The sequence below is a fragment of the Kitasatospora sp. NPDC114501 genome (genome assembly GCF_055633695.1).
In genome coordinates, this window is record NZ_JBVKDS010000007.1 from 123,469 (window position 1) to 149,778 (window position 26,310).

Here is a 26,310-nt window from a genome sequence, read left to right on the forward strand (position 1 = left end):
GCCGGGGTACGGCAGCCCGAGGGAGGCTTCCGGTGGTCCGGAGTCCCGCGCCCGACCCCGGTGAGGGGATCTCATATCCGGGATAGCATCGCGAATATGGGAAACGAAACGGCCGCCGACGAGCGGCTGGCGCAGAGGCTCGCCGAGCTGAGGCTGGAACGGGGATGGACCCTGGAGGAGCTGGCGCGGCTGGCGGACGTCAGCCGGTCGACGCTGTCCCGGGTGGAGCGGGCCGAGGTCAGCCCGACGGCCGCGCTGCTCGGGAGGCTGTGCGCCGTGTACGGGCGGACCATGTCGCGGCTGCTCGCCGAGGTGGAGTCCGGTCCGGCCCGGCTGGTGCGGGCCGGGGAGCAGCAGGTCTGGCGGGACGGGACGACCGGGTTCGTCCGTCGCTCGGTGTCGCCGCCGCACGGTTCGCTGCGGGCGGAGATCATCGAGGGCCGGCTGCCGGCCGGTGCGGACATCGCCTACGACCGCGCCTGCACGCCCGGCCGGGAGCACCACCTCTGGCTGTTCGAGGGGAACCTGGAACTGACCGTGGACGGCGAGCCGCAGCCGCTCGGCCCCGGCGACTGCCTGCGTTACGCCGGCGGCACCAGCCGCTTCCGCAGCCTCGGCCCGGACCAGGCCCGCTACGCGCTGGTGGTGGTCGAGCCGTGAGCGCCGCCACCGGGCCGATAGCCGACGAGCCCGAGGAGGCCAAGGGGCCCGAGGGGCCCCGGGAGCCGGGGAAGCCCGAGGAGGCCAAGGGGCCCAAGGAGCGCTTCGACGCCGCCGGGCGCCGGGTCCTGCTGGTCTGCGTCGCGGGCGGCTTCACCACCCTGCTCGACCAGTCCGTCCTCAACACCTCCATCCCCGCCCTGCGCGAGACCCTGCACGCCGGGCCCGCCGACCTCCAGTGGATCGTCGCCGGCTACTCGCTCGCCTTCGGCCTCGCGCTGATCCCCGGCGGGCGGCTGGGCGACGTCAAGGGCCGCAAGTGGTTCTTCGTCACCGGCCTCGCCCTGTTCACCCTGGTCAGCCTGGTCTCGGCGACCGCCACCGAGCCCGGGGTGCTGATCGCCGCCCGGCTGCTCCAGGGCGCGGGCGCCGGCCTGGTCAACTCCCAGATGATCGGCACCCTCCAGGACGTCTTCGACGGACAGCTGCGGGCCCGCGCCCTCGGCATGTACGCCGTCACCGGCGGCCTCGCCTTCGCCCTCGGCCCGCCGATCGGCGGCGCGGTGCTGGCCCTGGCCGGCCCCGAGCACGGCTGGCGGCTGACCTTCCTGCTCAACGTCCCGTTCGGCCTGGCCACCGTCGCCCTGGCGGCCCGTCACCTGCCGAAGCCCCGTCCCAGTGCCCGGCACGCCGACCTCGACATCCTCGGCCTGCTGCTGGTCGGGGCACTCACCCTCGCCCTGATGCTGCCCTTCGTCCGGCCGCCCGGCTGGGCCGGCTGGCTCGCCTTCGCGGCCGCCGCCCTGCTGCTGCTCGGCGCGCTCGCCTGGTGGCAGCGCCGCTACGCCCGCACCGGCGGCCACCCGCTGATCCACCCGGCCCTCACCCGCTCCGCGCCGTACGCGCTCGGGACGGCCACCGCGATGGCCCAGTTCGGCTCCTCGCTCGCCGCCTCGCTGGTCCTGACCATGTTCCTCCAGGACGGCCTGGGCCTCTCCCCGATGGGCGCCGCCCTGGTCGCGCTGCCCTCCGCCGTGGCCATGGGCGTGGCCTCCGCGCTCGCCTGGCGGGTGGTCCAGCGCTTCGGCCGACGCACCGTCACCGCGGGGACGGTCGGCTCCGCGCTCGCCATGCTGCTCAGCGGACTGCTCGCGCACTGGGCGCCCGCCGCCGTCCTGCCCTGGCTGCTGGCGCTGCTGCAACTGCTCGCCGGCGCCTCGGTCGGCCTGATGGGCTCCACCAACCAGGCGTACGTGCTGCGCCACGCGCCCGCCGAGGCGGCCGGGGTGGGCGGGGCGATCCTGCAGATGGCCCAGCGGATCGCGGCGGCCGTCGCGATCTCGGCCCTGTCCGGGGTCTACCTGCGGGAGACCGCCGCGGGCGGCGGGCACCGCTCCGCCTATCTGGCGGCGAGCGCGGTGTGCGCCGCGGTGGCCGGACTGGCCGTCCTGGCCTCGGTGTTCGCAGGCCGGGCCACGGCGCGGGAGCAGCACGAGGGCGAGCCGGCCGCGATGAGCCGAGGGCGAACGCCGGTCCGCTAGCCGGTGGTCGGTGCGTACCGTGGCGGGCATGACCGACGACGTACGGAACCTGACCGTGGACCTGCCCGAGGTGACGCTCGCCTACCGCGAGAGCGGCCGGACCGGCGGCCCGCCGCTGGTCCTGCTGCACGCCCTCGGCGAACGCGCCGCCGACTGGGACACCGTCCTGCCCGACCTCGCCCCCGGACACCACGTGTACGCGCTCGACCTGCGCGGCCACGGCGACAGCGCCCGCACCGCCTCCTACTCGGTGGAGGCGATGCGGGACGACGTGCTGGCCTTCCTCGACGCCCTCGGGCTCGCCCGCGTCGACCTGGTCGGCCACTCGATGGGCGGCGTCGTCGCCTACTTGCTCGCCCAGGCCGCGCCGGAGCGGATCGACCGGCTGGTCCTGGAGGACATCGCGGCGCTGTACCCGCGCCCGGCCGGCGCGCTGCCCGAGGATCCGGACCCGGAGGTGCACTTCGACTGGGCGATGGTCCGGGCGGTCAAGGCCCAGCTCGACGACCCCGACCCGGCCTGGCGGGAGGGGCTGGCCCGGATCACCGCCCGCACCCTGGCGGTGGCCGGCGGCCCGGCCAGCCACATACCGCAGGAGCGGATCGCCGAACTCGCCCGGCGGATCCCGGACTGCCGCCTGGTCACCGTCGAGGCCGGGCACCTGGTGCACGGTGCCCGGCCCGCCGAGTTCGTCGCCGCGGTGGCGCCGTTCCTGGCCCGTTGAGAGCCGCGAGCCGCCGGGCGGGTCAGACGCCGTGCTCGGCCGGCAGTCGCCCGTTGCGCACGGCCGTCAGCAGGTCGGCGTGGTCGGCCTCGGTGCGGTCCGCGTAGGCCACCGCGAAGGCGGCGACCGCCTCGTCCAGGGCCTCGCCCTTGCCGCAGTACCCGGCCAGCAGGCTCGGGTCGGCGGTGTGCGAGTGCGCCCGGGCCAGCAGGGCGCCGGTGATCCGGGCGTAGTCGTCCAGCTGGGACGGTTGCAGCGCGGCCGGGTCGACGCTGCCCTTGCGGTTGCGGAACTGCCGCACCTGGTACGGGAGTCCGTCGACGGTGGTCCAGCCCAGCAGGGTGTCGCTGACCACCTGCATGTGCTTCTGGCCGAGCACCACCCGGCGGCCCTCGTGCCCGTCCGCCGCCGGCCGCGACCCGCTCGGCAGGTACGGCAGCAGCGCGGACGGACGGGCCTCCTTCACCTGGAGCACCAGTGGCTGGTCGCGGTGGTCGGTGAGCAGCACCACGTACGAGCGGGTGCCCACGCTGCCGGTGCCGACCACCCGGAACGCCACGTCCTGCACCCGGTAGCGGGACAGCAGGGTGCGCACCTCGGCCGGCACTGTCTCGACGTACGGGCCGAGCGCGTGGGCGACGGCGCGGGCGGTCGCGTCGGTCACCTCGGTGAGCACCGGGGGCGCGGCCCTGAAGCGCCAACCGCCGTCCGCGGTACGGTCGGTGCTGCGGGCGGCGAACCGCGCACTGGTGTTGCCGAGCGCCTTCGCGCCGACCTTGCGCAGCACCTCGGTGAGGTCGTGGGCCTCGGCGAAGGAGACCAGCTGCTCGTCCGCGATGGCGTTCCAGGCGTCCAGCGAGGGCAGCTTGGCCAGCGTGCGCACGGTCCGGCGGTAGGAGCCGGCCGCGTGCTGGGCGGCCTCGCGCGCGATGGACTCGCTCGCGCCGGCCTCCCGGGCTGCCAGCACCAGGCTGGCGGCGAGCCGCTTGAGGTCCCACTCCCAGGGGCCGGGGACGGTCTCGTCGAAGTCGTTGATGTCCAGCACGATCTGGCCGCGGGCATCGCCGTACAGGCCGAAGTTCGCGGCGTGCGCGTCCCCGCACAGCTGTGCGCCCACCCCGGTCACCGGGGTGCCCGCGAGGTCGGCGGCCATCAGGCCGGCCGAACCGCGCAGGAACGCGAACGGGCCGGCCGCCATCCGGCCGACCCGGATCGGCACCAGCCGGGCTATTCGGCCGGTGTTGGAGGCCTCCAGCGCGGTCACGGCCGTCGGCCGGTCGGGCGCGGGCGTGAACTCCGCGTGCCGCTCCCGGGGCACCCGCGTCCGCAGCTCCTTGCCGCGCTCCCGCGCCCGCCCGTCCTGCGCCGAGGCGAAGCCGGCCACCGCGAACCCGCGCCGGGTCCGCCCGTCCCGCCCCGCCGCCGACTCCGGCCGCGCCTCGGCCACTCCGGCCCCACCCACGTGCGCCACTCGTCCCGCCCGTCCCTTCCGGTCCTCACTCCGCCGCGACCTGCGCGGACGTTCGTCGGGGGAGTGACGATACGGCGTGGCGCGGTGGTTCCGGGGGCCGGGGGTCCGCTTGCGGGAGGGGCGGGCGGCCTCGGGGAGCGTTCCACAGGGCCGGAGCGGCGCCCGTGGGGCGAACGGGTACCGTGGGCCGGATGAACGATCTCGGGGGGAACGGCCGTCGGGCACGCCCGCGGACGCGCCCGGCGGCCGCGGTGGCGGCGGCGCTGACCGTGGCGGCCGGGCTGGGGGTGCGGGCGGTGCTGGGCGGGGACCTCGCCAAGTACGCCGGGGACGCGCTCTACACCGTCCTGCTGTACGCCCTGCTGGTGCTGGCCGCGCCGAGGGTCCGCCCCGGCCGCGCCGCCGTCCTGGCCGCCGCGCTCAGCTGGGCCGTGGAGCTGTTCCAGCTCACCGGCCTGCCGGACGACTGGGGGCGGCACAGCACCCTGGCCCGGCTGGTGCTGGGCTCCACCTTCAATGCGCCGGACCTGCTCTGGTACCTGGTCGGCGCGGGCTGCGCCGGGGTGCTCCACCGGTCGCTGCGGACCTCCCGAGTCGCAGCGACCGGCGGAGCACCCCGGCGCGGACCGAGCTGACGCTCCGTCAGAGCGGGAGCAGGTCCGGCCGCTTGGGCTCGACATGGTCGCCCGAGGACTCCCCGCGCAGCCGTCGGCCGACCCAGGGCAGCAGGTGCTCGCGGGCCCACTGGATGTTCTCCCGCCGCTGGTCGGCGGGGGTGAGCACGCGGGCGTCCGGCCAGGGGGCCTCCGGGTCCTGCTCGGTGCGCAGGCCCAGCGAGCGGGCGGCCAGCAGGGCGACCCGCTGGTGGCCCTCGCCGGACAGGTGCAGGCGGTCCTCGCTCCACGCGCGGCGGTCCTGCACCGCGCGCAGCGACCACAGGTCGGCCACCTTGCAGCCGTTGCGGTCGGCGACGGCGCGCATGTGCCCGTTGTAGGTGGCGATCTTGCCGCGCAGGTGCTTCAGCAGCGGCACGTCCTTGGTGTCGAAGCCGGTGCAGATCAGCACCGTCCCGGCGTTCTCGGCGAGTTGGACGACGGCGGCCTCGAAGCGCTCGGCCACCTCGTCCGGGTCGCTGCCCGGTCGGAGGATGTCGTTGCCGCCCGCGCAGAAGGTGACCAGGTCGGGCTGGAGGCGCCGGACCTCCGGCACCTGCTCGGCGGAGATCTGGTCCAGCAGTCGTCCGCGCACCGCGAGGTTGGCGTAGCGGAAGGCGCCCGGCGGGCGCCCGTCGGCGAGGAGCCCGGCGAGGCGGTCGGCCCAACCGGCGAACCTGCCGTCGATGCCAGGGTCGTTCAGACCCTCGGTGAAGCTGTCCCCGAGGGCGGCATACGAATCGAGGTCAAGGGTCTCCTGGAGATTCGGCATGAAAGAGATAGTTCACCCAATCAAGTGACCTACGCCACCGTAGGTGCCCCCGGCGGCACGTGAGATGGGCCACGTGCGGCCACGTACCCTCGTCGGCCGCCGCGCCCGCAGAGGGCCGGCCCCCGGAAAGCACAAGATCCCCTCCCCCTTCCGCTTTCCGGCCCGTCCGGCGGATGCTCGAAGGGAGCGGCCGCCGCGGCCGCCGTCCGCCTGGGGAGGACATCCATGACCACCGACCTGCGCGCCGACCCGTCCGAGAACTGGTCCATCGACGACCGGTGCACCAACTGCGACGTGGCCCGGCAGCTCGCGCCCGACCTGGTCCGCGAGCACGAGGGCCGCTCCGAGCTGGTCCGCCAGCCGCGCGACGCGGCCGAACGCGGGCAGCTGCTCGCCGCCGCCCACACCTGCCCGACCCGCTCCATCCGTCCCGGCACCGGGCCGCTGGACCCGGCCGAGGACCCGTTCCCGCTGGCCCTCGCCGACGACCTGCTGCTGCTCGGCCACAACTCCCGCCACCTCGCGGGCGCCAACTCCTACCTCTGCCGCCGTCCGACCGGCTGGGTGATGGTCGACACACCGCGCTACAGCGAGGCCCTCGCCGCCCGGTACGCCGAGCTGGGCCCGGTCACCGACGTCCTGCTCACGCACCGCGACCACGCCGCGCACGGCCGGGCGTACGCCGACCGGTTCGGCGCCCGGCTCTGGATCCACGAGGGCGATCTGGACGCCGCGCCCGACGCCGACCGGGTGCTGCGCGGCACCGCGCCGACGGAGATCTCGCCCGGCCTGGTCGCCCACCCGTTCCCCGGCCACACCCGGGGCAGTGTGCTCTACCTCGCGGACGAGCGGTACTGCTTCAGCGGCGACAGCCTGTACTGGTCCCGCACCGCCGGCGACCTCGAGGTGGCGGAGTCGGTGACCTGGTACTCGATCGAGGAGCTCGCCGCCTCGCTGCGGCGCGGCGTCGGCGTGCTGCGCTTCGAGTGGCTGCTGCCCGGCCACGGCGGCCGGCGCCGGATGTCCGCGGAGGAGGCGGACCGCCGGCTGCGGGCGCTGGCCGAGCGGTGCGGGGAGCTGCGGCCGAGGCCCGTGGACTTCGGCGCGGTCCGCTGGTAGCGGACGGGGCCGGTCCGTCGACGGTGGAGGGGCGGTGCGCCGGTTCCTGCGACGGGTGCGCGGGAGCGTGCGACCGCTGAGGGCGCCCGCCCGGGTGTGCGCATGGTCCCGCCGGGGCAACCGCCTTGGGAACGAAGGTGTTCGGCCCTGCGAACCCTGAAGCTCCGTGCGACGAACTCCCCGCGATCCAAGGATGGTTGAGCCATGCTCACGCAGACTCCGGAGCGCCACGCCCGGCCGCGGCGCTACCTGATGTGCCGGCCGACGCACTTCACCGTGGACTACGCGATCAACCCGTGGATGGACCCCTCCCAGCCCACCGACACCGCGCTCGCCCTGCGCCAGTGGGAGCAGCTCTACTGGACGTACCGCCGGCTCGGCCACACCGTCGAGCTGATCGACCCGGTGCCCGGCCTGCCCGACATGGTGTACACCGCCAACGGCGCCACCGTGCTGGACGGCAAGGCCCTGGTCGCCTCCTTCCGCCACGCGGAGCGGGCCGCCGAGTCGGCGGCGTACCAGACGTGGTTCCGCGAGCGCGGCTACCGCGAGGTGCGCCTGGCCGGGCACGTCAACGAGGGCGAGGGCGACCACCTGCTGGTGGGCGGCCGGGTGCTCGCCGGGGCGGGCATCCGCACCTCGCGCGCCGCGCACGCCGAGGTCGGGGAGCTGTTCGGCGTCCCGGTGGTCAGCCTGACCCTGGTCGACCCGCGCTTCTACCACCTGGACACCGCGCTGGCGGTGCTCGCCGACGACCACATCATGTACTACCCGGAGGCCTTCGACGCCGACAGCCGCTCGGTGCTGCGTGCGCTCCACCCGGACGCGATCCTCGCGGACCGGGCCGACGCCGAGGTGTTCGGGCTGAACGCGGTCTCGGACGGCCGGCGGGTCCTGCTGCCGGAGGCCGCCAAGAACCTGGCCGGCCGGCTGGCCGAGCAGGGCTACCAGCCGGTCCCGGTGGACGTCTCGGAGCTGCTGAAGGGCGGCGGCGGGGCGAAGTGCTGCACCCTGGAGCTCAGGCCCTAAGGCGTGTCTGACAATTCCCGCCGGGTGCGCGACGCCGGGGCACGCACCTCGCCGCGTTGTCGTCGGTCACCAATGGCCCCCAGCCTTCGGCCGGGAGGTGCCCCCACCGCAGTGGCTCCCTCCTCCGCCTTGCGATGCACGCACCCCAACGCCGCGCCCTGATCCGACGCGAATTGTCAGACACGCCTTAGCCGGCAGAGCTCTCGGGACCCTGCGCGCCCGCGGCCGTGACCAGCAGCACCTCCAGGGTGCGCGGGCCGTGCACGCCCTCCACCCGGTCCAGCTCGATGTCGCTGGTGGCGGACGGCCCCGAGATCCAGGTCTGCGGCCGGAGCGGATCGAGCCGGGGCAGGGCGAGCGGCACCGAGGCGACGACCTGCTCCGGTGCCCGCACCACGCAGACGTGGTGGTCGGGCACGAGCGAGAGCAGTCGCCGCCCCTGGCCGGGGCCGGCGTCCAGCACGATCGTCCCGGTCTCGGCGACGGCCAGCGCGCAGCCGGTCACCACGCTGTCCGCGGCGTCCAGCCGGGCGGCGGTCAACGTCCCGTCGTCCGGGAGGAGTCCGACTCCCGCGGCCTCGGCCGCGGTGAGCCAGGCGGGCGGCAGTCCAGCCGGCACCACGACCGTCCGGCTGCCCCGACCGACCAGCGACCCGGCGATCCGCCGGGGCAGTTCGTCCTCGGCGCAGCGGTGCACCACGGCCCGGTAGTCGGCCAGGTTGCGGTGCAGCAGGTCGAGCAGCGCCGCCCGGTCGTCGGTCGGGACGTGCGCCGTCAGGTAGTCGCGGGGCAGCGGCTGTTCGGCCGCCCCGGCGGTGTCGCCGAGCGCGGCCCGGATCCGGCCGAGGACCAACTCCCGGGAGCCGCCGGGGCGGTGGGGGACGTGGGGGCGGGCGTCCGGCCCGGTGCGGTCGGCTGCGGTCATGTGCGGTTCCTCCGCCACCAGTCGCGGAACGGTTCGGCGGGTACCTCCGGCAGGTCCCGGGTGTCGGTCCAGGCCCGCCCGGGCCCGGGCAGCCGGCGCGGGTGCAGCGACCGGGTGCGGCCGGCCAGCCGCTCGGCGGCGGTGAGCGCCGCCGGGTGGTCCAGGACGAATCCGGCGGCCGCCATCGCCGCCCGTTCCAGCGGGTGCCCGCCCTGCTCGGCGACCCGCTCGCGCAGGTGCACCAGCACCTCGGGGATGTCGATCGCCACCGGGCAGACCTCGTAGCAGGCCCCGCAGAGCGACGAGGCGTACGGCAGCGAGGCGTCCACCGGGCTGGCGGTGCCGCGCAGTTGGGGCGTCAGGACGGCGCCGATCGGCCCCGGGTAGACCGAGCCGTAGGCGTGTCCGCCGGCCCGCTCGTACACCGGGCAGACGTTGAGGCAGGCCGAGCAGCGGATGCAGCGCAGCGCCTGGCGGCCGACCCGGTCGGCGAGCGCGGCGGTACGGCCGTTGTCCAGCAGCACCAGGTGGAACTCGGACGGGCCGTCGCCCTCCGTCGTTCCGGTCCAGAGCGAGGTGTACGGGTTCATCCGCTCGGCGGTGGAGGAGCGGGGCAGCAGTTGGAGGAAGACCTCCAGGTCCCGCCAGGTCGGCACGACCTTCTCGATCCCGACCACCGAGATCAGGGTGCGCGGCAGGGTGAGGCACATCCGGCCGTTGCCCTCGGACTCCACCACCACCAGGGTGCCGGTCTCGGCGACCATGAAGTTGGCTCCGGAGACGGCGACTTCGGCGCGCAGGAACTTCTCCCGCAGGTGCAGCCGGGCCGCCTCGGCGAGTTCGGCGGGGGAGTCGGTGAGGTCCTCGGGCGCGGGGCGGCCCCAGGCGGCCATCCGGTCGGCGAAGATCTCCCGGATCTCCGCCCGGTTGCGGTGGATCGCCGGCACCAGGATGTGCGAGGGCCGGTCGTCGCCCAACTGCACGATCAGCTCGGCGAGATCGGTCTCGTAGGCGGTGATCCCCTCGGCGGCCAGCGCCTCGTTGAGCTCGATCTCCTGGGTGGCCATCGACTTGACCTTGACCACCTCCGTCGCTCCGGCGGCCCTGACCAGCCCGGCGACGATCCGGTTGGCCTCCTCGGCGTCGGCGGCCCAGTGCACGGTGCCGCCGGCCGCGGTGACGGACTCCTCCAACCGGACCAGGTAGCGGTCGAGATGGCGCAGCGTGTGGTCCTTGATCGCCTTGCCGGCGGCGCGCAGCTCCGCCCAGTCGGAGAGTTCGGCGACGGCCCGGGCCCGCTTGTCGCGGATGGTGTGGGTGGCGTGCCGCAGGTTGGCGCGCAGCCGCCCGTCCCGTACGGCCTCGGCGGCGGCCCGCGGGAAGGCGGGCATGCCGAGGAAGGTACCGGCCGGGTCTCCGGTGCGCTCGCTCCGCTCGCTCATGCGGACGGCCTCCAGGGGTGCTCCTCGGTGCTGGCCAGGATCTCCGCCAGGTGCAGTGGCCGCAGCGGCGCGCCCTGGCGGCGCAGGGTGCCGCCGAGGTGCAGCAGGCAGGAGTTGTCGGCGGCGCACAGGATCCGGGCGCCGGTGCCGAGGGCGTTGGCGATCTTGTCCTCGGCCATGGCCGCCGAGACCGCCGCGTTCTTGACCGCGAAGGTGCCGCCGAAGCCGCAGCACTCCTCGGCCCCGGGCAGCTCGACCAGCTCCAGGCCCCGGACGGCGCCCAGCAGCCGGCGCGGGCGCCCGCCGAGGCCGAGCAGGCGCAGGCCGTGGCAGGACGGGTGGTAGGTGACGGTGTGCGGGAAGTGCGCGCCGACGTCCTCGACGCCGAGCACGTCGGTCAGGAACTCGGTCAGCTCGACCACTCGGGGCACCAGACCGGTGGCCAGGTCGGCGAGTTCGGTGCCCCGGCCCTCGGCGGCGGCCCGGGCGCCGATCCGGGGGTAGTTGTCCCGGACCATCGCCACGCAGGAGCCCGAGGGCGTCACCACGTGGTCGTACCCGGCGAAGGCCTTCGCCGTCCGCCGGACCAGCGGCTCGCAGGCCCTGCGGTAGCCGGTGTTGTACTGGGGCTGCCCGCAACAGGTCTGCCCGGCGGGGAAGTCCACCGTCACGCCCAGCCGTTCCAGCAGCCGGACGGTGGCCACCGCCGTGGCGGGGAACAGCGCGTCGTTGACACAGGTGGCGAACAGCGCGACCCGCATCCGGGCTCCCTTCTGCCGAACTCCCGCGAACGGGCTCCGGCGGACCCGACTCCGGCGGACGGGATTCCCGCGAACCGGGCTCCGACCGAACGGCACCGGGCCGCTCGTGATCGTACCGAGCGGCCCGGTGCCGTGGGGGGACTTCAGCGGCGGGACCTCACGCCCCGGGAGCTCAGGCGCCGAGCCAGAGGTCCGGGCCGAACACCTCGTAGTGGATGTCGGCCGCCGGGACGCCCGCGGTCAGCAGCTGCTCGCGGACGGCGCGCAGGAAGGGGAGCGGGCCGCAGAGGTAGGCGGTGGTGCCGGCCGGGACCTCGACGGTGGAGAGGTCCACCAGGCCGGTGCGCTCGGCCGGCCACTCGCCGAGCGGCTGCTCGTAGAAGACGTGCGCGGTGGCGTTCGGCAGCGTGGCGGTGAGCCGCGCGAGCTCGGCCCGGAAGGCGTGGCTGAGCTGGTCGCGGTCGCCGTGCACGGCGACGACCCGCCGGGTGGAGCCGGTGGCGGCCAGGTGGTCGAGCATGGCGGTCATCGGGGTGTTGCCGATGCCGGCGGAGGCGAGCAGCACCGGGCCGTCGCCGTCGGCGAGGGCGATGTCGCCCAGCGGGGGCGCCAGTTCGACGGGGTCGCCGGCCTTCAGGTGGTCGTGCAGGTGGCCGGAGACCTCGCCGCCGTCCTCGCGCTTGACGCTGAAGCGCAGCGCGCCGTCGGCACCGCCGGAGAGGCTGTACTGGCGGATCTGGTGGGCGCCGTCGGCCAGTTCGGTGCGCACCGAGACGTACTGGCCGGGGCGGAAGGCCGGCACCGGGCCGCCGTCGGTCGGGCGGACCAGGTAGGTGGTGACGGTCTCGGTCTCCTGGACGCGGGCGACGACGGTGTAGCCGCGCCACAGGTCGGCCGGGTCGCCGCCGGCGGCGACCTCGGCGCGCAGCCGGTCCTCGACGGCGATCAGCGCGTTGGCCATCAGCCAGTAGACCTCGTCCCAGGCGGCGGCGACCTCGGGGGTGACGGCGTCGCCGAGCACCTCCACGATGGCGGCGAACAGGTGCTCGTGGACGATCTTGTACTGGTCGTTGCTGATGCCGACCGAGACGTGCTTGTGGGCGATGCGGGCGAGCATCGCGTCCGGCCGCTGGTCCGGGTTGGCGACCAGAGCGGTGGCGAAGGCGGCTATCGAGCCGGCCAGGGCCTCACGCTGGCTGCCGTTGGCCTGGTTGCCCCGGTTGAAGAGGTCGCGCAGCAGCTCCGGGTGCGCGGCGAAGAGCCGGTCGTAGAAGCGCGGGGTGATGTCCCCGATGGCGGCGCCCACGACGGGCAGGGTGGCCTCGATGACCTCGGCGGACTTCGCGGACAGCATCAGTGGGGCTCCTAACTGGAATCTGAGATTCGCATTAAAGGCCGCGAAGTGGCGCGCGGCCCCGGGTGGGCTGATCAGCCGGCGGGTCCGGCGGGTCCGGCGGGATCGGTGGCGCGGGCGGTGCCGGAGGTGTCGGCGCTGCGGGCGGTGTCGGCGGGTCCGGCGGTGAGGCTGAGCAGCACCGGTCCGGTGGGCGAGGCCACCAGGTCGGCGACGGAGAGGTGGTCGAGCGCGGCGAAGAACGCCTCCTGGGCGCCCCGCAGCACCCCGCGCAGCCGGCACGCGGCCCGCAGCGGGCACGGCGGGTCGTCCTCGCAGCCGACCACGTCGCCGACCCCCTCCAGCTCCCGCAGCAGCAGCCCGAGCGAACCGGTCCGCCCGGCGAAGGTGAGCATCAGCCCGCCGCCGCGACCGCGCCGGGCCTCCACCACCCCCAGGTGCTGCAGTCGGCTGACCACCTTCGCCGCGTGGGTGTACGGCACGCCGACCGACTCGGCCACCTCGCGGGTGGTCGGGTTGTCGCCCTCGCCCAGGACCGCCAGTCGCATGGCGATCCGCAGGGCGATGTCGGTGCTCTTGGTCAGCCTCACGTTCGGAACGCTATCGAATGCGACTCTGCAACTCCAATTTCCTGCACGACTTCGATCGAGACGCTGGTCACGTCCCCCGGGAGCCCTCGACCGGGCGGGTCCGAGCGCCCCCGGGTCGGGCTCCGGCCGGTGTGCACCGCCGCGCCCGGCCCCGGCGGAGGGTCGTCCCGTGGTCGGAACCGAACAGTTGGCGACATTAACCGCCACTACCTGACGTCACATCAGGGCTGCTTCTACGCTTCCCCCGGCTCCGAACCCACCACGCACCACCACCACATGTCCGGACGTGCCGAGCAGCTGGAGAGACCCGTGAGCAGAACCCGCACCCCCCGTCGTGCCCGGACGGCCGTGGTCGCGATAGCCGCGACCACGGCCGCCCTGTTGTCGCTGCCCGTGACGGCGGAGGCCGTCACGCCGCCGCCGGCCGTCGCCGCGCACCTGGCGGTGGCGCCGTACCCGGCGGGCGTCGCGCTGACACCGGACGGCGGCCACGCCTATGTGACCAGCCAGAGCAGCGGCGCGGTCAGCGTGCTGGACACCGCGACCGACACCGTGTCCGGCACCTTCACCGCCGGGACCGGCTCGTACGCCGTGGCCGTTTCGCCCGACGGGCACCGGGCCTACCTGACGCACCACCTGGACAACACCGTCAGCGTCGTGGACACCGCCACCGGAGCCGTCACCGCGACCGTCCCGGTCGGTGCCCAGCCCTGGGGCCTGGCCCTCGCGCCGGACGGCTCGCGCGCCTACGTGGCCAACGCCGGGGCCGGCACCGTGAGCGTGCTGGACACCTCGTCCGCCACCGTGACCGCCACCGTCCCGGTCGGCGCCGAACCGCATGGGCTGGCCGTCTCCGCGGACGGCACCCGGCTGTACGTCGCCGCCTCCGGCGACAAGGCGGTCACCGTGGTCGACACCGCGACCGGCACGGTGAGCGGCACCGTCGCGGTCGGCCACGGCGCCTTCGGCCTCGCGCTCAGCCCGGACGGCACCCGGCTGTGGGCCGCCGACGGCGACGACGGCACCGCCGCCGTGATCGACACGGCGGCCGGCACCGTCCTCGGCACCGTCGCGGTCGGCTCCGGCCCCTACGCCGTGACCCTCTCCCCGGACGGCACGGCGGCCTACGTCTCCAACTACTCGGACGACACCCTGAGCGTGGTGGACACCGCGAGCCGGACGGTCACCGCGACCGTGCCGGTGGGCGCCGGCCCCTACAGCCTGGCCCTGACCGCCGACGGGCGGCACGGCTACCTCGCCGACTTCACCGGCGGTGCCGTCGACCTGGTGGACTTCCCGCTGCCGGTGCCGGACGTCACCGCGATCAGCCCGAACAGCGGCTCCGGCGCGGGCGGCACCACGGTGACCGTCACCGGCACCGACCTGGCCGGCGCCACCGCGGTGACCTTCGGCGCGGCCGGCGCCGCCACCTCGTTCAGCTGCACCAGCACCGCCTGCACCGCGACCGCCCCCGCCACCACCGTCACCGGGCCGGTGGACGTACGGGTCACCGCGCCCGGCGGCACCAGTGCGGCCGTCGCCGCCGACCGCTTCACCTACACCGCCCCCGCCGCCCACCTGGGCGTCGCGCTCACCGCGACCCCGGTGGCCGGGCTGTTCTCCAGCCGGGTCGACTACACCGTCACCCTCACCGGCCAGGGCCCGGACCCGGTCGCCTCGGCCACCGTCGCCGCCGACCTGCCCGCCGGGCTGACCGCCACCTCCGGCGACTGCACCGTCTCCGCCGGGAAGCTCGGCTGCGCGCTGACCGCGCCGCTGGCCAAGGGCGCGAGCACCACCCGGCACTTCTCGATCGGGGTCGGCCTGTTCTCGCTGGTCCGCAGCTGGGACGTCACGGTGGCCCGCACCGGCGGAGCGCCCGCCGACCCGTCGCCCGCCACCAGCCGGGCGACCCGCGGCTGCACCGCGGTGCTCGGGCTGCTGATCACCTGCAAGTAGCCCCCGCCCAGCCGCGGGCGTGGCAGCGGCCCCGGGCCCCGCCGAAACCTTTCGGCGGGGCCCGGGGCCGTCCGTCACGGCTGCTGCCGGGAGTGCGCGGGCTCGCTCAGTGCCGGCTCAGCGCCTGCTCAGTGCCCGCACGGCGGCTGCTCAGAGCTTCTGCCAGACCGGCTTGGCCGCGTAGGTGTCGCGGAAGTAGTCGGCGAGCTTGAGGCGGGAGGCGGCCGCCTCGTCCACCACCACGGTGGCGTGCGGGTGCAGCTGGAGCGCCGAGGCGGGGACGACCGCGGACAGCGGGCCCTCGACGGCGAGCGCGACGGCCTCGGCCTTGGCCTCACCGGTGGCGAGCAGGACCAGGTGGCGGGCCTCCAGGATGGTGCCGATGCCCTGGGTGATGACGTGGTGCGGGACCTCGTCGATGCTGTCGAAGAAGCGGGCGTTGTCCACCCGGGTCTGCCGGGTGAGGGTCTTGATCCGGGTCCGGGAGGAGAGCGAGGAGCAGGGCTCGTTGAAGCCGATGTGGCCGTCCGTGCCGATGCCGAGCAGCTGGAGGTCGACGCCGCCGGCCTCGGCCAGCGCACGGTCGTAGGCGGTGGCGGCCGCGGCGATGTCGGACGCGTTGCCGTCCGGGCCCAGGAAGGACTCCTCGGTCAGGCCGAGCGGCTCCACGACCTCGCGCAGCACCACCGAGCGGTAGGACTCCGGGTGGCCGGCGGGCAGGCCGACGTACTCGTCCAGCTGGCAGACGCGCGCCCTGGTGGCGTCCAGCCGGCCGTCGCGGACCCGCTCGGCGAGCGCCTGGTAGATCGGCAGCGGGGTCGAGCCGGTCGCCACGCCGAGCAGGGCGTCGGGCTTGTCGGTCAGCAGATCGGTGATCGCCGCGGCGATGAGTTCGCCGGCCGCACGGGCGTCAGGGACGATCACGATTTCCATACTGGGTCCACCGTTCTGAGGCGAGGCTGAGGTCTAGACCTCCGAGGTCTAGACCAGTTTGCCGTGAAGGGGCGCCCCAGGTCCACCCGGGTCCGGTGCCCGGACGATCTTCCGTCCGCCGCCCCCGGCCGCCCTCCTGCCTGGTGGAGCGGTCGGGTCCTGGTGGAGCGGTCGGGGCCGGCCGTCGGGACGGGATGTCCCGGCGGCCGGCCCCGGTGGTGGTGCCCGCTACTGCTTCCCGCTCCCCGGCCGTCCGGACGGCTGCCCGGTCGTACGGACGGTGTGGGGGTGGCGGGTGCGGCGCTTCGGTCGCCCCGCGGTCAGAACGGCCTGGTGCAGGTGGTGACCTGCTGGGAGACGTCCAGCGCCGGGCCGGCGGTCGCGCAGATCAGGCGGGGCGCGGTGGCGGTCACCCGCGGCGTGACCGCCGTCGCGGAGCCGAACCGCACGGTGGTCGCGGAGGCGACCGTCTCCCACGGGCTGCCCCAGGCTTCCTGGGTGCGGATCTCGACCCGAACCACCGTCAACTGCCCGGGATCGGCGCTGACCTGGGCGACGCCCACGATGCCCCCGCCGTCGGCCTGGTGCGAGATGCAGGGCTGGTTGAGCACCGCGGCGCAGGCCACGGCGTCGGTGTCGGGCGTCGCCGTGGCCGCTATGGCCGGAGCCGCCGTCAGGCCGGTGATCCCTGCCGCCGCCAGCGCAAGAGCTGCGATCCGAGCGCGCATAATGCGAACCTCCTTGGAAATTAAGGGAATCTCACTCCTTGAGATGAGTCTTGCACACATCGTGGATGTCATGCTGTGTGCGTTGCGTCACACCCATGGTGACCGTTCAACTACATCCTGCAACCATTCGCCCTCCGTTCAGCACGCGGACAACTCCCGTCCTGACGGGCGATCAGTTCATGGGCGGCAGCACCATCCGTCGCCCGGCCGTCGCCCCGCCGTCCACCGGCACCGAGGCCCCGGACTGGTAGGCGAAGTCGTCCGAGGCCAGCGCCAGGATCGCCCGGGCGATCTCCGCCGGCTCGGCCATCCGCTCCAACCCCTCGACGTTCAACGGGCCGTAGGCCTGCTTGAACCGCGCCCAGGCCGCGTCCGGGACGCCCGGCGGCCGGACGAAGGCGGTGTCCGTGGTGCCGGGGAGGATCGCGTTGACCCGGATCCCCCGCGTCCCGTACGCCAGCGCCGCCGCCTTGACCAGTCCTTGAACCGCCCTTTTGCTCGCCGTGTACGCGCCGCCGTTCGGCCGGGCCTGCTCGGCGGCGGAGGAGGCGGTGCAGACGATCACCCCGTGACCGGCCTTCAGCATGTGCGGGATCTGGTACCTGAGCGCCAGGAACACCCCGCGGGCATTGGTGTCCAGCACGTCGTCCCATTCGGCCACGCTCAGCTCGTGCAGCAGCTTGGAGCTGCCGACGCCCGCGTTGTTGACGGCGACGTCCAGCCCGCCGTACCGGGCCACGACCTGCTCGGTGAACCGCTCGACCTGGGCCGGGTCGCGCACGTCGGCCGGGAAGTACGAGGCCTCGCCGCCCAGTTGACGGACCTCCTGCTCGACCTGGCGCCCGAGCGCCGCGCGCCGCCCGCAGAAGCCGACCAGGGCGCCCTCCGCGGCGAAGGCGAGCGCGGCCGCCCGGCCGATGCCCGAGGTGGCGCCGGTGATCAGCACGGTACGGCCCTCGAAGCGCGCCCCGGAGCGCCCGCCCGAACGCGCCGCGGACCCGGCCGGGGTCGTGGGTTCGGCCCGGGCCCGCCCGGAGCCCAGGGCGGTGGCCGCCCCGGCGAGGCCGAGGGCGGAGGCGCCGAGCAGCGCCCGCCGGGCCGGTCCGGCGGTGGAAGTCGAGGGGGAGGAGGAGTCGGTGTCCATGCGGCGAGCCTGGCAGCGCTCGCCCGGGGCCGCTTCGGCCGACCGGCCGGACCTCCCGGCCGGAAGGAGGACCCCGCTCCTCCCCGGGGAGGACGGCAACCCCGGCCCCGCCGGGCGGGGTTGGCCGCGCCCTCACTCGTCCGGGTGGTGGTGCGCCTGCGGAGCGGATCGGACGGATACCATCGGCCCGATCCCACGGAGGTGCCGCGTGGACACGGTCATCGTGCAACTTCCCTGCCCAGGGCCCGAGATGGCGCCCGGAGACGCCCCCGGCCTGCTGCGGATGGGCCCGGGCGAGGCCGCGGTGTTCGGTCGCGGGGAGCCCGGCCGCCCGGTCCCCATCCCGCTGCCCGACCAGGGCGTCTCCCGCCGGGCGGGGGAGGTGGTCGCGGCCGAGGACTACTGGCGGCTGTCCAACTTCAGCACCTCGGCCACCTATGTGGTGGAGAACCTGGAGGGCGCGGGCGAGCACGTCAAGGTGGCGCCCGGCCGGCTCGGCGCGCCCGTCCCGTTCGAGCTCTCCCGGGTCCTGCTGCCCGCCCTCGGCGAACCCGCCGCCTTCAAGGTCTTCGCCCCGCAGCACGCCTACCTCGACGGACCGCCCGGCCGCCCCGACGGCGAGCGCACCGTCAGCCCGTTCGCGCTGGACCCGACCGCCAAGTACTTCCTGGTCCTGCTCGCGCTCTGCGAGCCCCGGCTGCGCTCGCCCTCCGCCGCGGCCGTCCCCGGGGTGGCCGAGGTGCTCGCCCGGCTGCGCGCCCTGCCCGGTTGCCGCGGGCTGAGCCGGTCGGCGGTGAACTACCACATCGACTACCTGGTGGAGACCAAGCTGCGGCTGCGCGAGCCGTACGAGGAGGGGGCGGGCGGCGGCAAGCGCGAGGAACTGGTCGCGCTGGCGCTGAGGTTCGACCTCGTCCGGGAGGAGCACCTGGCGCTGCTCCCGTCCCGGCGCGCGGTCGCCCGGCCGTGACGCCCGCCGCCCCGCCCGGGCCCGAACCGGCGTCGCCCGGGTCGGCCTCGCCCGAGCCGACGGCGCCCCGGTCCGCGTTGCCAGGCGGTCCGCCCTGCGAGATTCCGGAGGGCTACCCGATCGCCGGCTACCGGCTCGGCGCCCTCCTCGGCGCGGGCGCCTGGGGCAGCGTGCACGCCGCCGAGGGCCCCGACGGCAGCCAGGTCGCCGTCAAGCTCCTCGGCGCGGCCCGGTTCAGCCCCGGCCAGCGCCGGACGGTGGCCCGGATGGCCCGCAGCGAGCAGCGCTTCAGCCGCAGCGCCGACCACCCCCACCTGATCCGCACCCTCGCCGTGGTCACCGTCGAGGACCCGGACCATCCGGCGCTGGACGGCGCCGTCGCCCTGGTGATGGAACGCGCCGCCCGCAGCCTCCAGGACCTGCTGGCCGAGGCCCGCCCCGGTACGGCGGTGCCGGGGGCCGAGCGCATCCTCACCGAGGTCTGCGCCGGGCTGACCCACATGCACCGGGCCGGCTGGGTGCACGGGGACCTGAAACCGGCCAATGTCCTGCTGATGCCCGACGGCACCGCCAAGATCGCCGACTTCGGCCTCACCGCCGAGCTGGAGGGCACCCACGCCTACGCGCCGCCGCTGGGCTCGCCCGACCACGTCCCGCCCGAGTGGTGGTCCGAGCGCACCGGTGCCCGGGGCGTCGCGGTGCGCCCCAGCGCCGACGTCTGGGCCTTCGGCGTGATCGCCCACCAGCTGCTCACCGGCGGCCTGCACCCCTTCCTCGGCGCCACCGCCCGGGCCCGCTCGCTGGCCGCCCAGGCGTACGCCCGGGGCGCCGCGCCGCTGCGGCTGGACGAGGCGCTGCCGGTGCGCTGGCGGGCCGTGGTGACCGCCTGTCTCGCCCGCGGACGGGAGGAGCGCTCCCGGACCGAGCCGGCCGTTCTGGTGGCCCGGGCCGTCGCCCGGCCGGCCCGGCGCCGCCGTGCCGCCGTCCGGGCGGGGGCGGGCCTGGCCGCCTGCGGGCTGGCCGTCCTCGCCCTGGTGGGCGGGCCGGAGCCCGGCGGGCCGGGGGCCGCCCACCGCGCGGCGCCCCGGCCGCCCGGGGCGATCCCGGCCGGCTCGGACGTCCCGACGGCCTACCGGGGCATGATCGAGACCGCGGCGCGGCGCTGCCCGGAGCCGGAGGTCACCCCGGCGCTGCTGGCCGCCATGCTGAAGGCCGAGAGCGGCTTCGACCCGAACGCCGCCCGCCCGGAGACCGGCGAGTACGGCATCGCCATGTGGACGCCGTCCGTCTTCGAGGCCTGGGGCAGGGCCGCCACCCACCCCGGCCCCAGGTCCTACTGGGACCCGGGCGACGCGATCGCCGCGATGGGCAACTACGCCTGCTGGCTCGACCAGCGGATGAGGCGCCACGGCTTCTCCCGCGACCTGCCCGCCCTGGTCGCGGCGGCGTACCGGACCAGTGACAAGACCGTGACGGCCGAGGGAGGCGTCCCGGAACGCGTTCGGAAACATGTCGACAAAGTGCTTCTGTACCTCCGCGACTACGGCGGGTGAACGGCTAAACAGGATGAGTTATGCCACATCGGCACGTATCCGGCGCGGGCAACCGGGTGACGGGCCTCCGGTCTGGGATCCTCGGCGGCATGATCACGAAGCTCCGCTCCGCTGCCGCGCAATGGACCGTCGTCGTCCCGGTGGTGTCGTTCGTCGTCCTCGCCCTGACCTGGCACAAGGAACTGCCCGGCTGGGTGGTGGCGGTGGTCGCCTGCTTCCTGGTGGGCGCCGTGCTGTCCGCCGTGCACCACGCCGAGGTCATCGCGCACTGGTCGGGGGAGCCCTTCGGATCTTTGGTCCTGGCGGTGGCGGTCACCGTGATCGAGGTCGCGCTGATCGTGACGCTGATGGCCGACGGCGGGGACAAGTCCTCCACGCTGGCCCGGGACACCGTCTTCGCCGCCGTGATGATCACCTGCAACGGCATCCTCGGACTGTCCATCCTGGTCGCCGCCGTCAAGTACCGCACCGCCGTGTTCAACGCCGAGGGCACCGGCGCCGCGCTCGCCTGCATCGCCACCCTGGCGACCCTCAGCCTGGTCCTGCCGACCTTCACCACCAGCTCGCCCGGCCCGCAGTTCTCGACCACCCAGCTCACCTTCGCGGCCACCGCCTCGCTGGTGGTCTACGGACTGTTCGTCGCCACCCAGACCATCCGGCACCGGGACTACTTCCTGCCCGTCACCCCCGAGGGCCGGGTGCTGGACGAGGAGGAGCACGCCTCCCCGCCCACCCTCCGGGCCGCCGGGGTCAGCCTGCTGCTGCTCGCCGTCGCCCTGGTGGCGGTGGTGGGCCTGGCCAAGGGCGTGTCGCCGACCATCGAGAAGGCGGTGGACGACGCCGGGCTCCCGCACGCCGTGGTCGGCGTGGTGATCGCCATGATGGTCCTGCTGCCGGAGACCATCGCGGCGCTGCGCGCGGCCGTCCGCAACCGGGTGCAGACCAGCCTCAACCTCGCCCTGGGCTCGGCGCTCGCCAGCATCGGCCTGACGATTCCGGCGGTCGCGATCGCCTCCAGCTGGCTCTCCGGCCCCCTCGTCCTCGGCCTCGACCCGGCGCACCTGGTGCTGCTGACCCTGACGATCGTGCTGCTCACCCTCACGGTCATCCCGCGCCGGGCGACCCCGTTGCAGGGGGCGGTGCACCTGGCGGTGCTGGCGGGATACGTGGTGCTGGCGCTGAACCCGTGAGCGCCCGCCGGCCGTGGTCGGGAGTGGAAGCCCCTGGCCCGTTCCCCCGTGCCGGCCAGGGGCTTCCGGCGTACCCGGGTCCGGGCCGGGCGGACGGACGGTGCCGGTGGGGCCGGCGCGTCCGACGGGGCCGACGGTGAACCCGGGAGGGGGCGGCGGCCGTGGTTCCGGGTGAGGGCCCTGGCTCACCCCCGTGGCCAGGGCCCCTCGTCGAGCCCGGTGCGACCGCCGGTGAACCCCCGAGGGGGTGCGCGCCGTGGAACGACAGGGAGCCCCTGGTCCCGCAGCTGCTCGCGGGCCAGGGGCTCAGTGGCGCCGCGGCTCAGTCGCGGCGCGCTGCCCGGGACGCGCCCGGGCGGGTACTTCAGCTGGTGCGGCGACGGCGGGCGTAGACCACCGCGCCCGCGCCGCCCAGCAGCAGCACGGTGCCGGCGCCCGCGTAGAGCAGGGTGCCGTCGCTGCCGGTGGTGGCCAGCTTCTTGCCGTCCGAGGGGGCGCCCGGGATCGGGGTGGGGACGCTGACCTTGTCGGGCATGACCAGCGGCTGCTCCGGGTTGACCGGGGTCTCGGTGGTCGGGACGTGGACCGGCACGGTCGCGGTCGGCGCGTCCGACGGGGCCGGGCTCGGGGCGGCGGTGGTGGTCGGGTTCCCGGTGGCCGGAGCGGTGGGCTTCTCGGTGGCCGGGGCGGTGGCCGGAGGCGTCACCGGGGCGGTCGCCGCCGGGGTGGTCGGAGTGGCGGTCGGCGTCACCGGGGGCTTCGGCGTCTCGGTGGGCTTCGTGCTCGCGCTCGGGGAGGCCGGGGTGGTGGCGGGAGGCGTGGCCGGGACCGACGGGGTGTGCGAGGGCACCGCGGTCGGGCTGGTCGGCGGGGTCTTCACCGGGGTCGGCGTCACGCTCGGAGAGGGCTTGCCGGTCGGGGCCGGGGTCTGGCCGCCGCAGTCGACCTTGAAGACCTTGTGCTTGGGGTTGTTGAGCTTGGGCTCCTTCGGCAGCTTGCCGTCCACCAGCTCGACCGACTGCCAGTAGAGCTTGTAGTGGCCGTCCGGCAGGTGGATGTCCTCGGTGCGCACGTGGCCGTGCGGGTCGACCGGGATGTCGCCGAACGCGGCGAGCGTCTCGCCCTTGGGGCCGACGGTGGCGATCGCCCAGACGACGTCCTGGTTGGCGTCGAAGCCGAAGGAGTCCAGGTAGAAGGTGCAGACCTTGGGCTCGTTGCGCACGTCCTCCTGGCCGGTGCCGGCGTCGTGGATCTTGACGGTGCCGTTGTTGCCGGGGGCGCCGCCCTTGCCGCCCGCGACGGCGTGCGCGGCGGGGGCGAGCAGCAGGAGCGCGGCGGCGGTCGGGACGGCCACCAGGGAGCGCGCGGCGGTGGAACGGAGGTGCATCTGACTTCCATCGGGTACGGCAGGCCGGGACGGGCCCGCGCGGCGGGAGGGAGCCTCTGGTCGGCCGTTCGGCGGGAGCCGGTGTCGTGCGACGGGAGGGGCACAAAAGTTCCCGCAGCCGGGAACGTGACGCAAGGGGGGTTTGGTCGAAATGCATCGCTCCAGGTGATTGGTCCGACTAGTCCATTACAACGATCTGATTACCCGGTTGTCAGGGCTTCGGGTGCCTTCGAGCCGGTTGGCCGGTCAACTCCGGGACACGGCCCGGCGGGTGAACCCGCGCCGCCCTGGTGGCCGGTATTGACCGGTTCGCGGCGGCGGCCTGCGTGTCGGGGCGGCGGGCGGGTGCCGGGGTTCTCTATCGTCCGTCCGGAACCGCCCAGTCCGAGGCTTCCGTCGCGTGGACAGCCGATCCGACCCGTGGGAGAGTGCGATGCCCGGTCCAGAGCAGACCGTCCGGCCCGAGCAGACGGCCCGGCCCGAGGAGGCCGCGGGGGGCGAGGAGACCGTCCGGGCCGCGGAGAGCGCCGACGTGATCGTGGTCGGCGCCGGTCCGGCGGGCTCCACCGCCGCCGCCCACCTGGCCCGGACCGGCCTGGACGTCCTGCTGCTGGAGAAGTCCGCCTTCCCGCGCGAGAAGGTCTGCGGGGACGGCCTCACCCCCCGCGTCGTCAAACAGCTCGTGGACCTCGGCATCGACGTCTCGGAGGAGGCCGGCTGGCTGCACAACCGGGGCCTGCGGCTGATCTCCGGGCGCCGCTCGATCGAGTTCGACTGGCCCGAGCTCTCCGCCTACCCCGGGTACGGACTGGTCCGGCGCCGCGCCGACTTCGACGAACTGCTCGCCCGCAGGGCCGCCTCGTCCGGTGCCAGGGTGATCGAACGCGCCAATGTGACGGGCCCGTTGCTGGACGAGCGGACCGGCCGGATCACCGGCGTCACCGCCAAGCTGGGCGAGGAGCGCCGACCGGTCGCCTACCGGGCCCCGGTCGTGGTCGCCGCCGACGGCAACTCCACCCGGCTGTCGGTGGCGATGAAGCGCTACCGACGCACCGACCGCGCGATGGGCGTCGCGTACCGGACGTACTTCACCACCCCGCGGCACGACGACCGCTACCTGGAGGCCTGGCTCGACCTGCGCGACCCCCGGGACCCGGCCCGGCGCCTGCTGCCCGGCTACGCCTGGGTGTTCGGCATGGGCGACGGCACCGCCAACGTCGGACTCGGGGTCCTGGACACCGCCAAGACCGAGGTGGACTGGCGGGAGCTGCTGCGCCACTGGTGCGACGGCCTGCCGCCGGAGTACGGCTACAGCCCCGACGCGGTCACCGAGCCGATCCGCGGCGCCGCCCTGCCGATGGGCCTCAACCGCCGACCCCACTACGCCGACGGCCTGCTGCTGGTCGGCGACGCGGGCGGCACGGTCAGCCCGGGCACCGGCGAGGGCATCGCCTACGCGATGGAGTCCGGCCGCTACGCCGCCGAGACGATCGTCCAGGCCCTCGCCCGCCGCACCGACCGCGGCCGCGAACTCGCCCTGCGCGCCTATCCGCAGGCGCTGCGCTCCGCCTACGCGGGCTACTTCGCGCTCGGCCGGCTGGCCGCCGACCTGCTGGGCCGCCCGAAGCTGCTCGGCGCGGCCGGGGCCGTCGGGCTCGGCCACCCGGCGCTGCTGAAGGTGGCGTTCCGGCTGATGGTCAACCTGACCGAGCCGAACTCCAAGGACGCCCTCGACCGGCTGCTCCACCTGATCGGCCGGGTCGCCCCGGGGCGGTGAGCCGGCGGCACCGGACCGCTCATCCTCGCGGGTGGGCGGGCCCGGCGTCCCGGGTTCGGCCGAATCCGCAGCGTCGAACGCCCAGCTGCACGAATCATGTTGACGAATGATCAGATGATCCGATTGCCTGGTGTCGAACCAGCCACGGAGGGTGAGGACACCACCCCTCCGTGGCTCCCTTTCGACCGCTGACCCGTCCGACGGAGACACCGTGCGCTTTCGCCTTCGCCTGTTCGTCGCGCCGCTCGCCGCGGCCGCCGCCCTCACCGCCGTGAGCACCCCCGCCGCCGTCGCGGCCCCGGCGGCCACCCCCTCCGACCAGTGCTCCGCCGCCTTCCGCGACGACGACGCCCGCCTCGGGCCCGCCGACCTCCCGACCACCGGCCCGGTCGGCCGCCAACTCGTCGGCTACCAGCGCACCGGCGGCGCGAGCGACCAGGACTTCCTGGCCGAGTACTACGACCCGGCTGGCAACGGCGGCAAGGGCGGCTGGACGTACCCGCCGGCCGACGGCTACGTCACCCTGCCCGACGGCACCCCGATCGAGTTCGACCTCACGCTCCACCCGAACCAGAACATCGACCGCTACGGCAGCGAGTACGGCGCCTTCCTCGCCCCCGAGGGCCTGCCCTACGCCAACCGCGCCATCCCGCCGCAGAGCCTGGACGGCAACCCGCCGGCCGCCTGCAACTACCACGACTACAAGGTGGTCAAGGCCTTCACGGTGCACGCCGGCCCGATCGCGCCGTGGTTCAACCAGCCCGGCTGGGGCCTCCAGTACCAGCTCGACGGCGCTCTGCTGCCCGGCGGCCCGGCCAGGCTGAACGTGCTCTGGCTGGTGGAGAACGGCTACCTGGCCCGGATCTGACCCCGCTCCGCCGCCGTACGGCGGCGTCCGATGCCCGAGCCGGGCGCCGGGCGCCGCCGGGACGCCGGGTTATTCGCTGGCGGACGCCGGGCGGCGGGGGATAGGAAGACCGGATGACCACCACCGATCCCGTCACCGACCGGCGGGTCTTCCGCCCCACCGTCCTCGACCTGGGCGACGCCCTGCTGCGCCCGTGGGGACGCGCCCTCGACGTGCCCGGCGGCGTCGTGCCCGCCCTGATCGCCGCCTCGGAGGACCCGGCCGTCGCCCGCTGGAGCCCGCTCAGCGGCATCGGCCCGGTGGCCGCCGAGACCTACCTCGACCGCTGCGACGAGCGCTGGGCCGCCGGGACAGCGGCCTCCTTCGCCATCCTCGACGCCGCCGACGGCAGCCTGTGCGGCAACGTCTACCTGGGGTGGACCGACCGGGACGACGGGGTGGCCATGATCGGCTACTGGCTGGTCGCCGCCGCCCGCGGCCGGGGCCTGGCCTCCCGGGCCGCCACCGCCGTCACCCGCTGGGCCGTGGAGCACGCCGACGTCCGCCGCGTCGAGCTCTACCACGCCGTCGCCAACGAGGACTCCTGCCGGGTCGCCGAGCGGTCCGGCTTCCCCTACGAGGGCACCCTGCGCGGCTCCTACACCTACGGCGGGGGCGTCTACGTCGACGAACACCTCCACGCCCGGCTGGCGTCCGACCCGTTCACGGACTGAGGGCCCGCCCCCGGGTCCCTCGGCCCGCAGGCTGCGCGCGAGGCGGG

24 protein-coding genes are annotated in these 26,310 nt (G+C 75.0%); 13 read left to right on the plus strand and 11 right to left on the minus strand.

Going from position 1 to position 26,310, the window contains the following annotated elements:
* Window positions 1-96 precede the first annotated feature (96 nt).
* The 3 genes from ACZ7RU_RS14880 to ACZ7RU_RS14890 are packed head-to-tail and all read left to right on the plus strand — an operon-like array spanning window position 97 to window position 2,925.
* Window positions 97-660, plus strand: a complete 564-nt coding sequence (locus ACZ7RU_RS14880) for a helix-turn-helix domain-containing protein (RefSeq protein WP_470341335.1) — start codon at window positions 97-99, stop codon at window positions 658-660.
* On the plus strand, window positions 657-2,201 hold the full coding sequence (locus tag ACZ7RU_RS14885) for an MFS transporter (RefSeq protein ID WP_470341336.1): 1,545 nt from the start codon (window positions 657-659) through the stop codon (window positions 2,199-2,201). Before ACZ7RU_RS14880 ends, ACZ7RU_RS14885 begins: the two co-directional genes overlap by 4 nt.
* 28 nt (window positions 2,202-2,229) lie before the next feature.
* Window positions 2,230-2,925, plus strand: a complete 696-nt coding sequence (locus tag ACZ7RU_RS14890) for an alpha/beta fold hydrolase (RefSeq protein WP_470341337.1) — start codon at window positions 2,230-2,232, stop codon at window positions 2,923-2,925.
* 22 nt (window positions 2,926-2,947) lie between these two features.
* On the opposite strand, the gene ACZ7RU_RS14895 is transcribed toward ACZ7RU_RS14890, so the two are convergent.
* Complete coding sequence (locus ACZ7RU_RS14895; RefSeq protein ID WP_470341338.1) at window positions 2,948-4,372, minus strand: DUF2252 domain-containing protein; 1,425 nt, start codon at window positions 4,370-4,372, stop codon at window positions 2,948-2,950.
* A gap of 215 nt (window positions 4,373-4,587) precedes the next feature.
* On the opposite strand from ACZ7RU_RS14895, the gene ACZ7RU_RS14900 reads away from it, so the two are divergent.
* Window positions 4,588-5,031: a ribosomal maturation YjgA family protein gene (locus ACZ7RU_RS14900; RefSeq protein WP_470341339.1), complete on the plus strand. Its 444-nt coding sequence runs from the start codon at window positions 4,588-4,590 to the stop codon at window positions 5,029-5,031.
* Window positions 5,032-5,038: 7 nt separating this feature from the next.
* Here ACZ7RU_RS14900 and ACZ7RU_RS14905 read toward each other — a convergent pair whose 3' ends face one another.
* Window positions 5,039-5,821, minus strand: a complete 783-nt coding sequence (locus ACZ7RU_RS14905) for an SGNH/GDSL hydrolase family protein (protein WP_470341340.1) — start codon at window positions 5,819-5,821, stop codon at window positions 5,039-5,041.
* A gap of 225 nt (window positions 5,822-6,046) precedes the next feature.
* Here ACZ7RU_RS14905 and ACZ7RU_RS14910 point away from each other — a divergent pair, with 225 nt between their 5' ends.
* Together ACZ7RU_RS14910 and ddaH are read left to right on the plus strand one after the other, a co-directional pair.
* Entirely contained in the window at window positions 6,047-6,940 is an 894-nt protein-coding gene (locus tag ACZ7RU_RS14910; RefSeq protein WP_470341341.1) for a 4Fe-4S domain-containing protein, read from the plus strand.
* Between the two features lie 204 nt (window positions 6,941-7,144).
* Window positions 7,145-7,969, plus strand: coding sequence for a dimethylargininase (ddaH, locus tag ACZ7RU_RS14915; RefSeq protein WP_470341342.1), 825 nt, complete (start codon window positions 7,145-7,147; stop codon window positions 7,967-7,969).
* 187 nt (window positions 7,970-8,156) lie between these two features.
* On the opposite strand, the gene ACZ7RU_RS14920 is transcribed toward ddaH, so the two are convergent.
* From ACZ7RU_RS14920 to ACZ7RU_RS14940, 5 genes are all read right to left on the minus strand, one after another.
* Window positions 8,157-8,894 (minus strand): LutC/YkgG family protein, encoded by a 738-nt coding sequence (locus tag ACZ7RU_RS14920; protein ID WP_470341343.1) that lies wholly within the window; start codon window positions 8,892-8,894, stop codon window positions 8,157-8,159.
* Window positions 8,891-10,336 (minus strand): lactate utilization protein B, encoded by a 1,446-nt coding sequence (locus tag ACZ7RU_RS14925; RefSeq protein WP_470341344.1) that lies wholly within the window; start codon window positions 10,334-10,336, stop codon window positions 8,891-8,893. Before ACZ7RU_RS14925 ends, ACZ7RU_RS14920 begins: the two co-directional genes overlap by 4 nt.
* A complete protein-coding gene (locus tag ACZ7RU_RS14930) occupies window positions 10,333-11,097 on the minus strand; it encodes a (Fe-S)-binding protein (RefSeq protein ID WP_470341345.1) in 765 nt (254 codons plus the stop codon). Before ACZ7RU_RS14930 ends, ACZ7RU_RS14925 begins: the two co-directional genes overlap by 4 nt.
* A gap of 172 nt (window positions 11,098-11,269) precedes the next feature.
* Window positions 11,270-12,451 (minus strand): globin domain-containing protein, encoded by a 1,182-nt coding sequence (locus ACZ7RU_RS14935; RefSeq protein ID WP_470341346.1) that lies wholly within the window; start codon window positions 12,449-12,451, stop codon window positions 11,270-11,272.
* 74 nt (window positions 12,452-12,525) lie between these two features.
* Complete coding sequence (locus ACZ7RU_RS14940; RefSeq protein WP_470341347.1) at window positions 12,526-13,041, minus strand: RrF2 family transcriptional regulator; 516 nt, start codon at window positions 13,039-13,041, stop codon at window positions 12,526-12,528.
* A gap of 309 nt (window positions 13,042-13,350) precedes the next feature.
* Here ACZ7RU_RS14940 and ACZ7RU_RS14945 point away from each other — a divergent pair, with 309 nt between their 5' ends.
* Window positions 13,351-15,000, plus strand: a complete 1,650-nt coding sequence (locus ACZ7RU_RS14945; protein WP_470341348.1) for a YVTN family beta-propeller repeat protein — start codon at window positions 13,351-13,353, stop codon at window positions 14,998-15,000.
* A 150-nt stretch (window positions 15,001-15,150) separates the two neighbouring features.
* Here the strand turns inward: ACZ7RU_RS14945 and nagB are convergent, their stop codons facing one another.
* The 3 genes from nagB to ACZ7RU_RS14960 form a co-directional block, all read right to left on the minus strand.
* Complete coding sequence (gene nagB / locus ACZ7RU_RS14950; protein WP_470341349.1) at window positions 15,151-15,933, minus strand: glucosamine-6-phosphate deaminase; 783 nt, start codon at window positions 15,931-15,933, stop codon at window positions 15,151-15,153.
* A 320-nt stretch (window positions 15,934-16,253) separates the two neighbouring features.
* The gene (locus ACZ7RU_RS14955) at window positions 16,254-16,661 is read right to left on the minus strand and encodes a hypothetical protein (RefSeq protein WP_470341350.1); all 408 of its coding nucleotides are present in this window, start codon (window positions 16,659-16,661) and stop codon (window positions 16,254-16,256) included.
* A 172-nt stretch (window positions 16,662-16,833) separates the two neighbouring features.
* Window positions 16,834-17,805: an SDR family NAD(P)-dependent oxidoreductase gene (locus tag ACZ7RU_RS14960; protein ID WP_470341351.1), complete on the minus strand. Its 972-nt coding sequence runs from the start codon at window positions 17,803-17,805 to the stop codon at window positions 16,834-16,836.
* Window positions 17,806-18,013: 208 nt separating this feature from the next.
* On the opposite strand from ACZ7RU_RS14960, the gene ACZ7RU_RS14965 reads away from it, so the two are divergent.
* The 3 genes from ACZ7RU_RS14965 (at window position 18,014) to ACZ7RU_RS14975 (ending at window position 21,518) form a co-directional block, all read left to right on the plus strand.
* A complete protein-coding gene (locus tag ACZ7RU_RS14965) occupies window positions 18,014-18,775 on the plus strand; it encodes a serine/threonine protein kinase (RefSeq protein WP_470341352.1) in 762 nt (253 codons plus the stop codon).
* Window positions 18,776-18,852: 77 nt separating this feature from the next.
* Window positions 18,853-20,328, plus strand: coding sequence for a serine/threonine-protein kinase (locus tag ACZ7RU_RS14970; protein ID WP_470341353.1), 1,476 nt, complete (start codon window positions 18,853-18,855; stop codon window positions 20,326-20,328).
* An 89-nt stretch (window positions 20,329-20,417) separates the two neighbouring features.
* A complete protein-coding gene (locus tag ACZ7RU_RS14975; protein ID WP_470341354.1) occupies window positions 20,418-21,518 on the plus strand; it encodes a calcium:cation antiporter in 1,101 nt (366 codons plus the stop codon).
* Between the two features lie 364 nt (window positions 21,519-21,882).
* Here ACZ7RU_RS14975 and ACZ7RU_RS14980 read toward each other — a convergent pair whose 3' ends face one another.
* Window positions 21,883-22,905 carry an LPXTG cell wall anchor domain-containing protein gene (locus tag ACZ7RU_RS14980; RefSeq protein ID WP_470341355.1) on the minus strand — a complete coding sequence of 341 codons (1,023 nt, stop codon included), beginning with the start codon at window positions 22,903-22,905 and terminating at the stop codon, window positions 21,883-21,885.
* A 433-nt stretch (window positions 22,906-23,338) separates the two neighbouring features.
* On the opposite strand from ACZ7RU_RS14980, the gene ACZ7RU_RS14985 reads away from it, so the two are divergent.
* The 3 genes from ACZ7RU_RS14985 to ACZ7RU_RS14995 all read left to right on the plus strand — a co-directional run bounded on the left by ACZ7RU_RS14985 (window position 23,339) and on the right by ACZ7RU_RS14995 (window position 26,263).
* On the plus strand, window positions 23,339-24,682 hold the full coding sequence (locus ACZ7RU_RS14985) for a geranylgeranyl reductase family protein (protein WP_470341356.1): 1,344 nt from the start codon (window positions 23,339-23,341) through the stop codon (window positions 24,680-24,682).
* Between the two features lie 211 nt (window positions 24,683-24,893).
* A complete protein-coding gene (locus tag ACZ7RU_RS14990; RefSeq protein ID WP_470341357.1) occupies window positions 24,894-25,550 on the plus strand; it encodes a TNT domain-containing protein in 657 nt (218 codons plus the stop codon).
* Between the two features lie 113 nt (window positions 25,551-25,663).
* The gene (locus ACZ7RU_RS14995; protein WP_470341358.1) at window positions 25,664-26,263 is read left to right on the plus strand and encodes a GNAT family N-acetyltransferase; all 600 of its coding nucleotides are present in this window, start codon (window positions 25,664-25,666) and stop codon (window positions 26,261-26,263) included.
* Window positions 26,264-26,310: the final 47 nt, after the last annotated feature.

Bases quoted from the DNA above. Each gene is read 5' to 3' on its own strand.
- ACZ7RU_RS14880 (WP_470341335.1), top strand. From the start codon at position 97: ATGGGAAACGAAACGGCCGCCGACGAGCGGCTGGCGCAGAGGCTCGCC.
- ACZ7RU_RS14890 (WP_470341337.1), top strand. From the start codon at position 2,230: ATGACCGACGACGTACGGAACCTGACCGTGGACCTGCCCGAGGTGACG.
- ACZ7RU_RS14900 (WP_470341339.1), top strand. From the start codon at position 4,588: ATGAACGATCTCGGGGGGAACGGCCGTCGGGCACGCCCGCGGACGCGC.
- ACZ7RU_RS14905 (WP_470341340.1), bottom strand. From the start codon at position 5,821: ATGCCGAATCTCCAGGAGACCCTTGACCTCGATTCGTATGCCGCCCTC.
- ACZ7RU_RS14910 (WP_470341341.1), top strand. From the start codon at position 6,047: ATGACCACCGACCTGCGCGCCGACCCGTCCGAGAACTGGTCCATCGAC.
- ddaH (WP_470341342.1), top strand. From the start codon at position 7,145: ATGCTCACGCAGACTCCGGAGCGCCACGCCCGGCCGCGGCGCTACCTG.
- ACZ7RU_RS14920 (WP_470341343.1), bottom strand. From the start codon at position 8,894: ATGACCGCAGCCGACCGCACCGGGCCGGACGCCCGCCCCCACGTCCCC.
- ACZ7RU_RS14925 (WP_470341344.1), bottom strand. From the start codon at position 10,336: ATGAGCGAGCGGAGCGAGCGCACCGGAGACCCGGCCGGTACCTTCCTC.
- ACZ7RU_RS14930 (WP_470341345.1), bottom strand. From the start codon at position 11,097: ATGCGGGTCGCGCTGTTCGCCACCTGTGTCAACGACGCGCTGTTCCCC.
- ACZ7RU_RS14935 (WP_470341346.1), bottom strand. From the start codon at position 12,451: ATGCTGTCCGCGAAGTCCGCCGAGGTCATCGAGGCCACCCTGCCCGTC.
- nagB (WP_470341349.1), bottom strand. From the start codon at position 15,933: ATGGAAATCGTGATCGTCCCTGACGCCCGTGCGGCCGGCGAACTCATC.
- ACZ7RU_RS14955 (WP_470341350.1), bottom strand. From the start codon at position 16,661: ATGCGCGCTCGGATCGCAGCTCTTGCGCTGGCGGCGGCAGGGATCACC.
- ACZ7RU_RS14960 (WP_470341351.1), bottom strand. From the start codon at position 17,805: ATGGACACCGACTCCTCCTCCCCCTCGACTTCCACCGCCGGACCGGCC.
- ACZ7RU_RS14975 (WP_470341354.1), top strand. From the start codon at position 20,418: ATGATCACGAAGCTCCGCTCCGCTGCCGCGCAATGGACCGTCGTCGTC.
- ACZ7RU_RS14980 (WP_470341355.1), bottom strand. From the start codon at position 22,905: ATGCACCTCCGTTCCACCGCCGCGCGCTCCCTGGTGGCCGTCCCGACC.
- ACZ7RU_RS14985 (WP_470341356.1), top strand. From the start codon at position 23,339: ATGCCCGGTCCAGAGCAGACCGTCCGGCCCGAGCAGACGGCCCGGCCC.
- ACZ7RU_RS14995 (WP_470341358.1), top strand. From the start codon at position 25,664: ATGACCACCACCGATCCCGTCACCGACCGGCGGGTCTTCCGCCCCACC.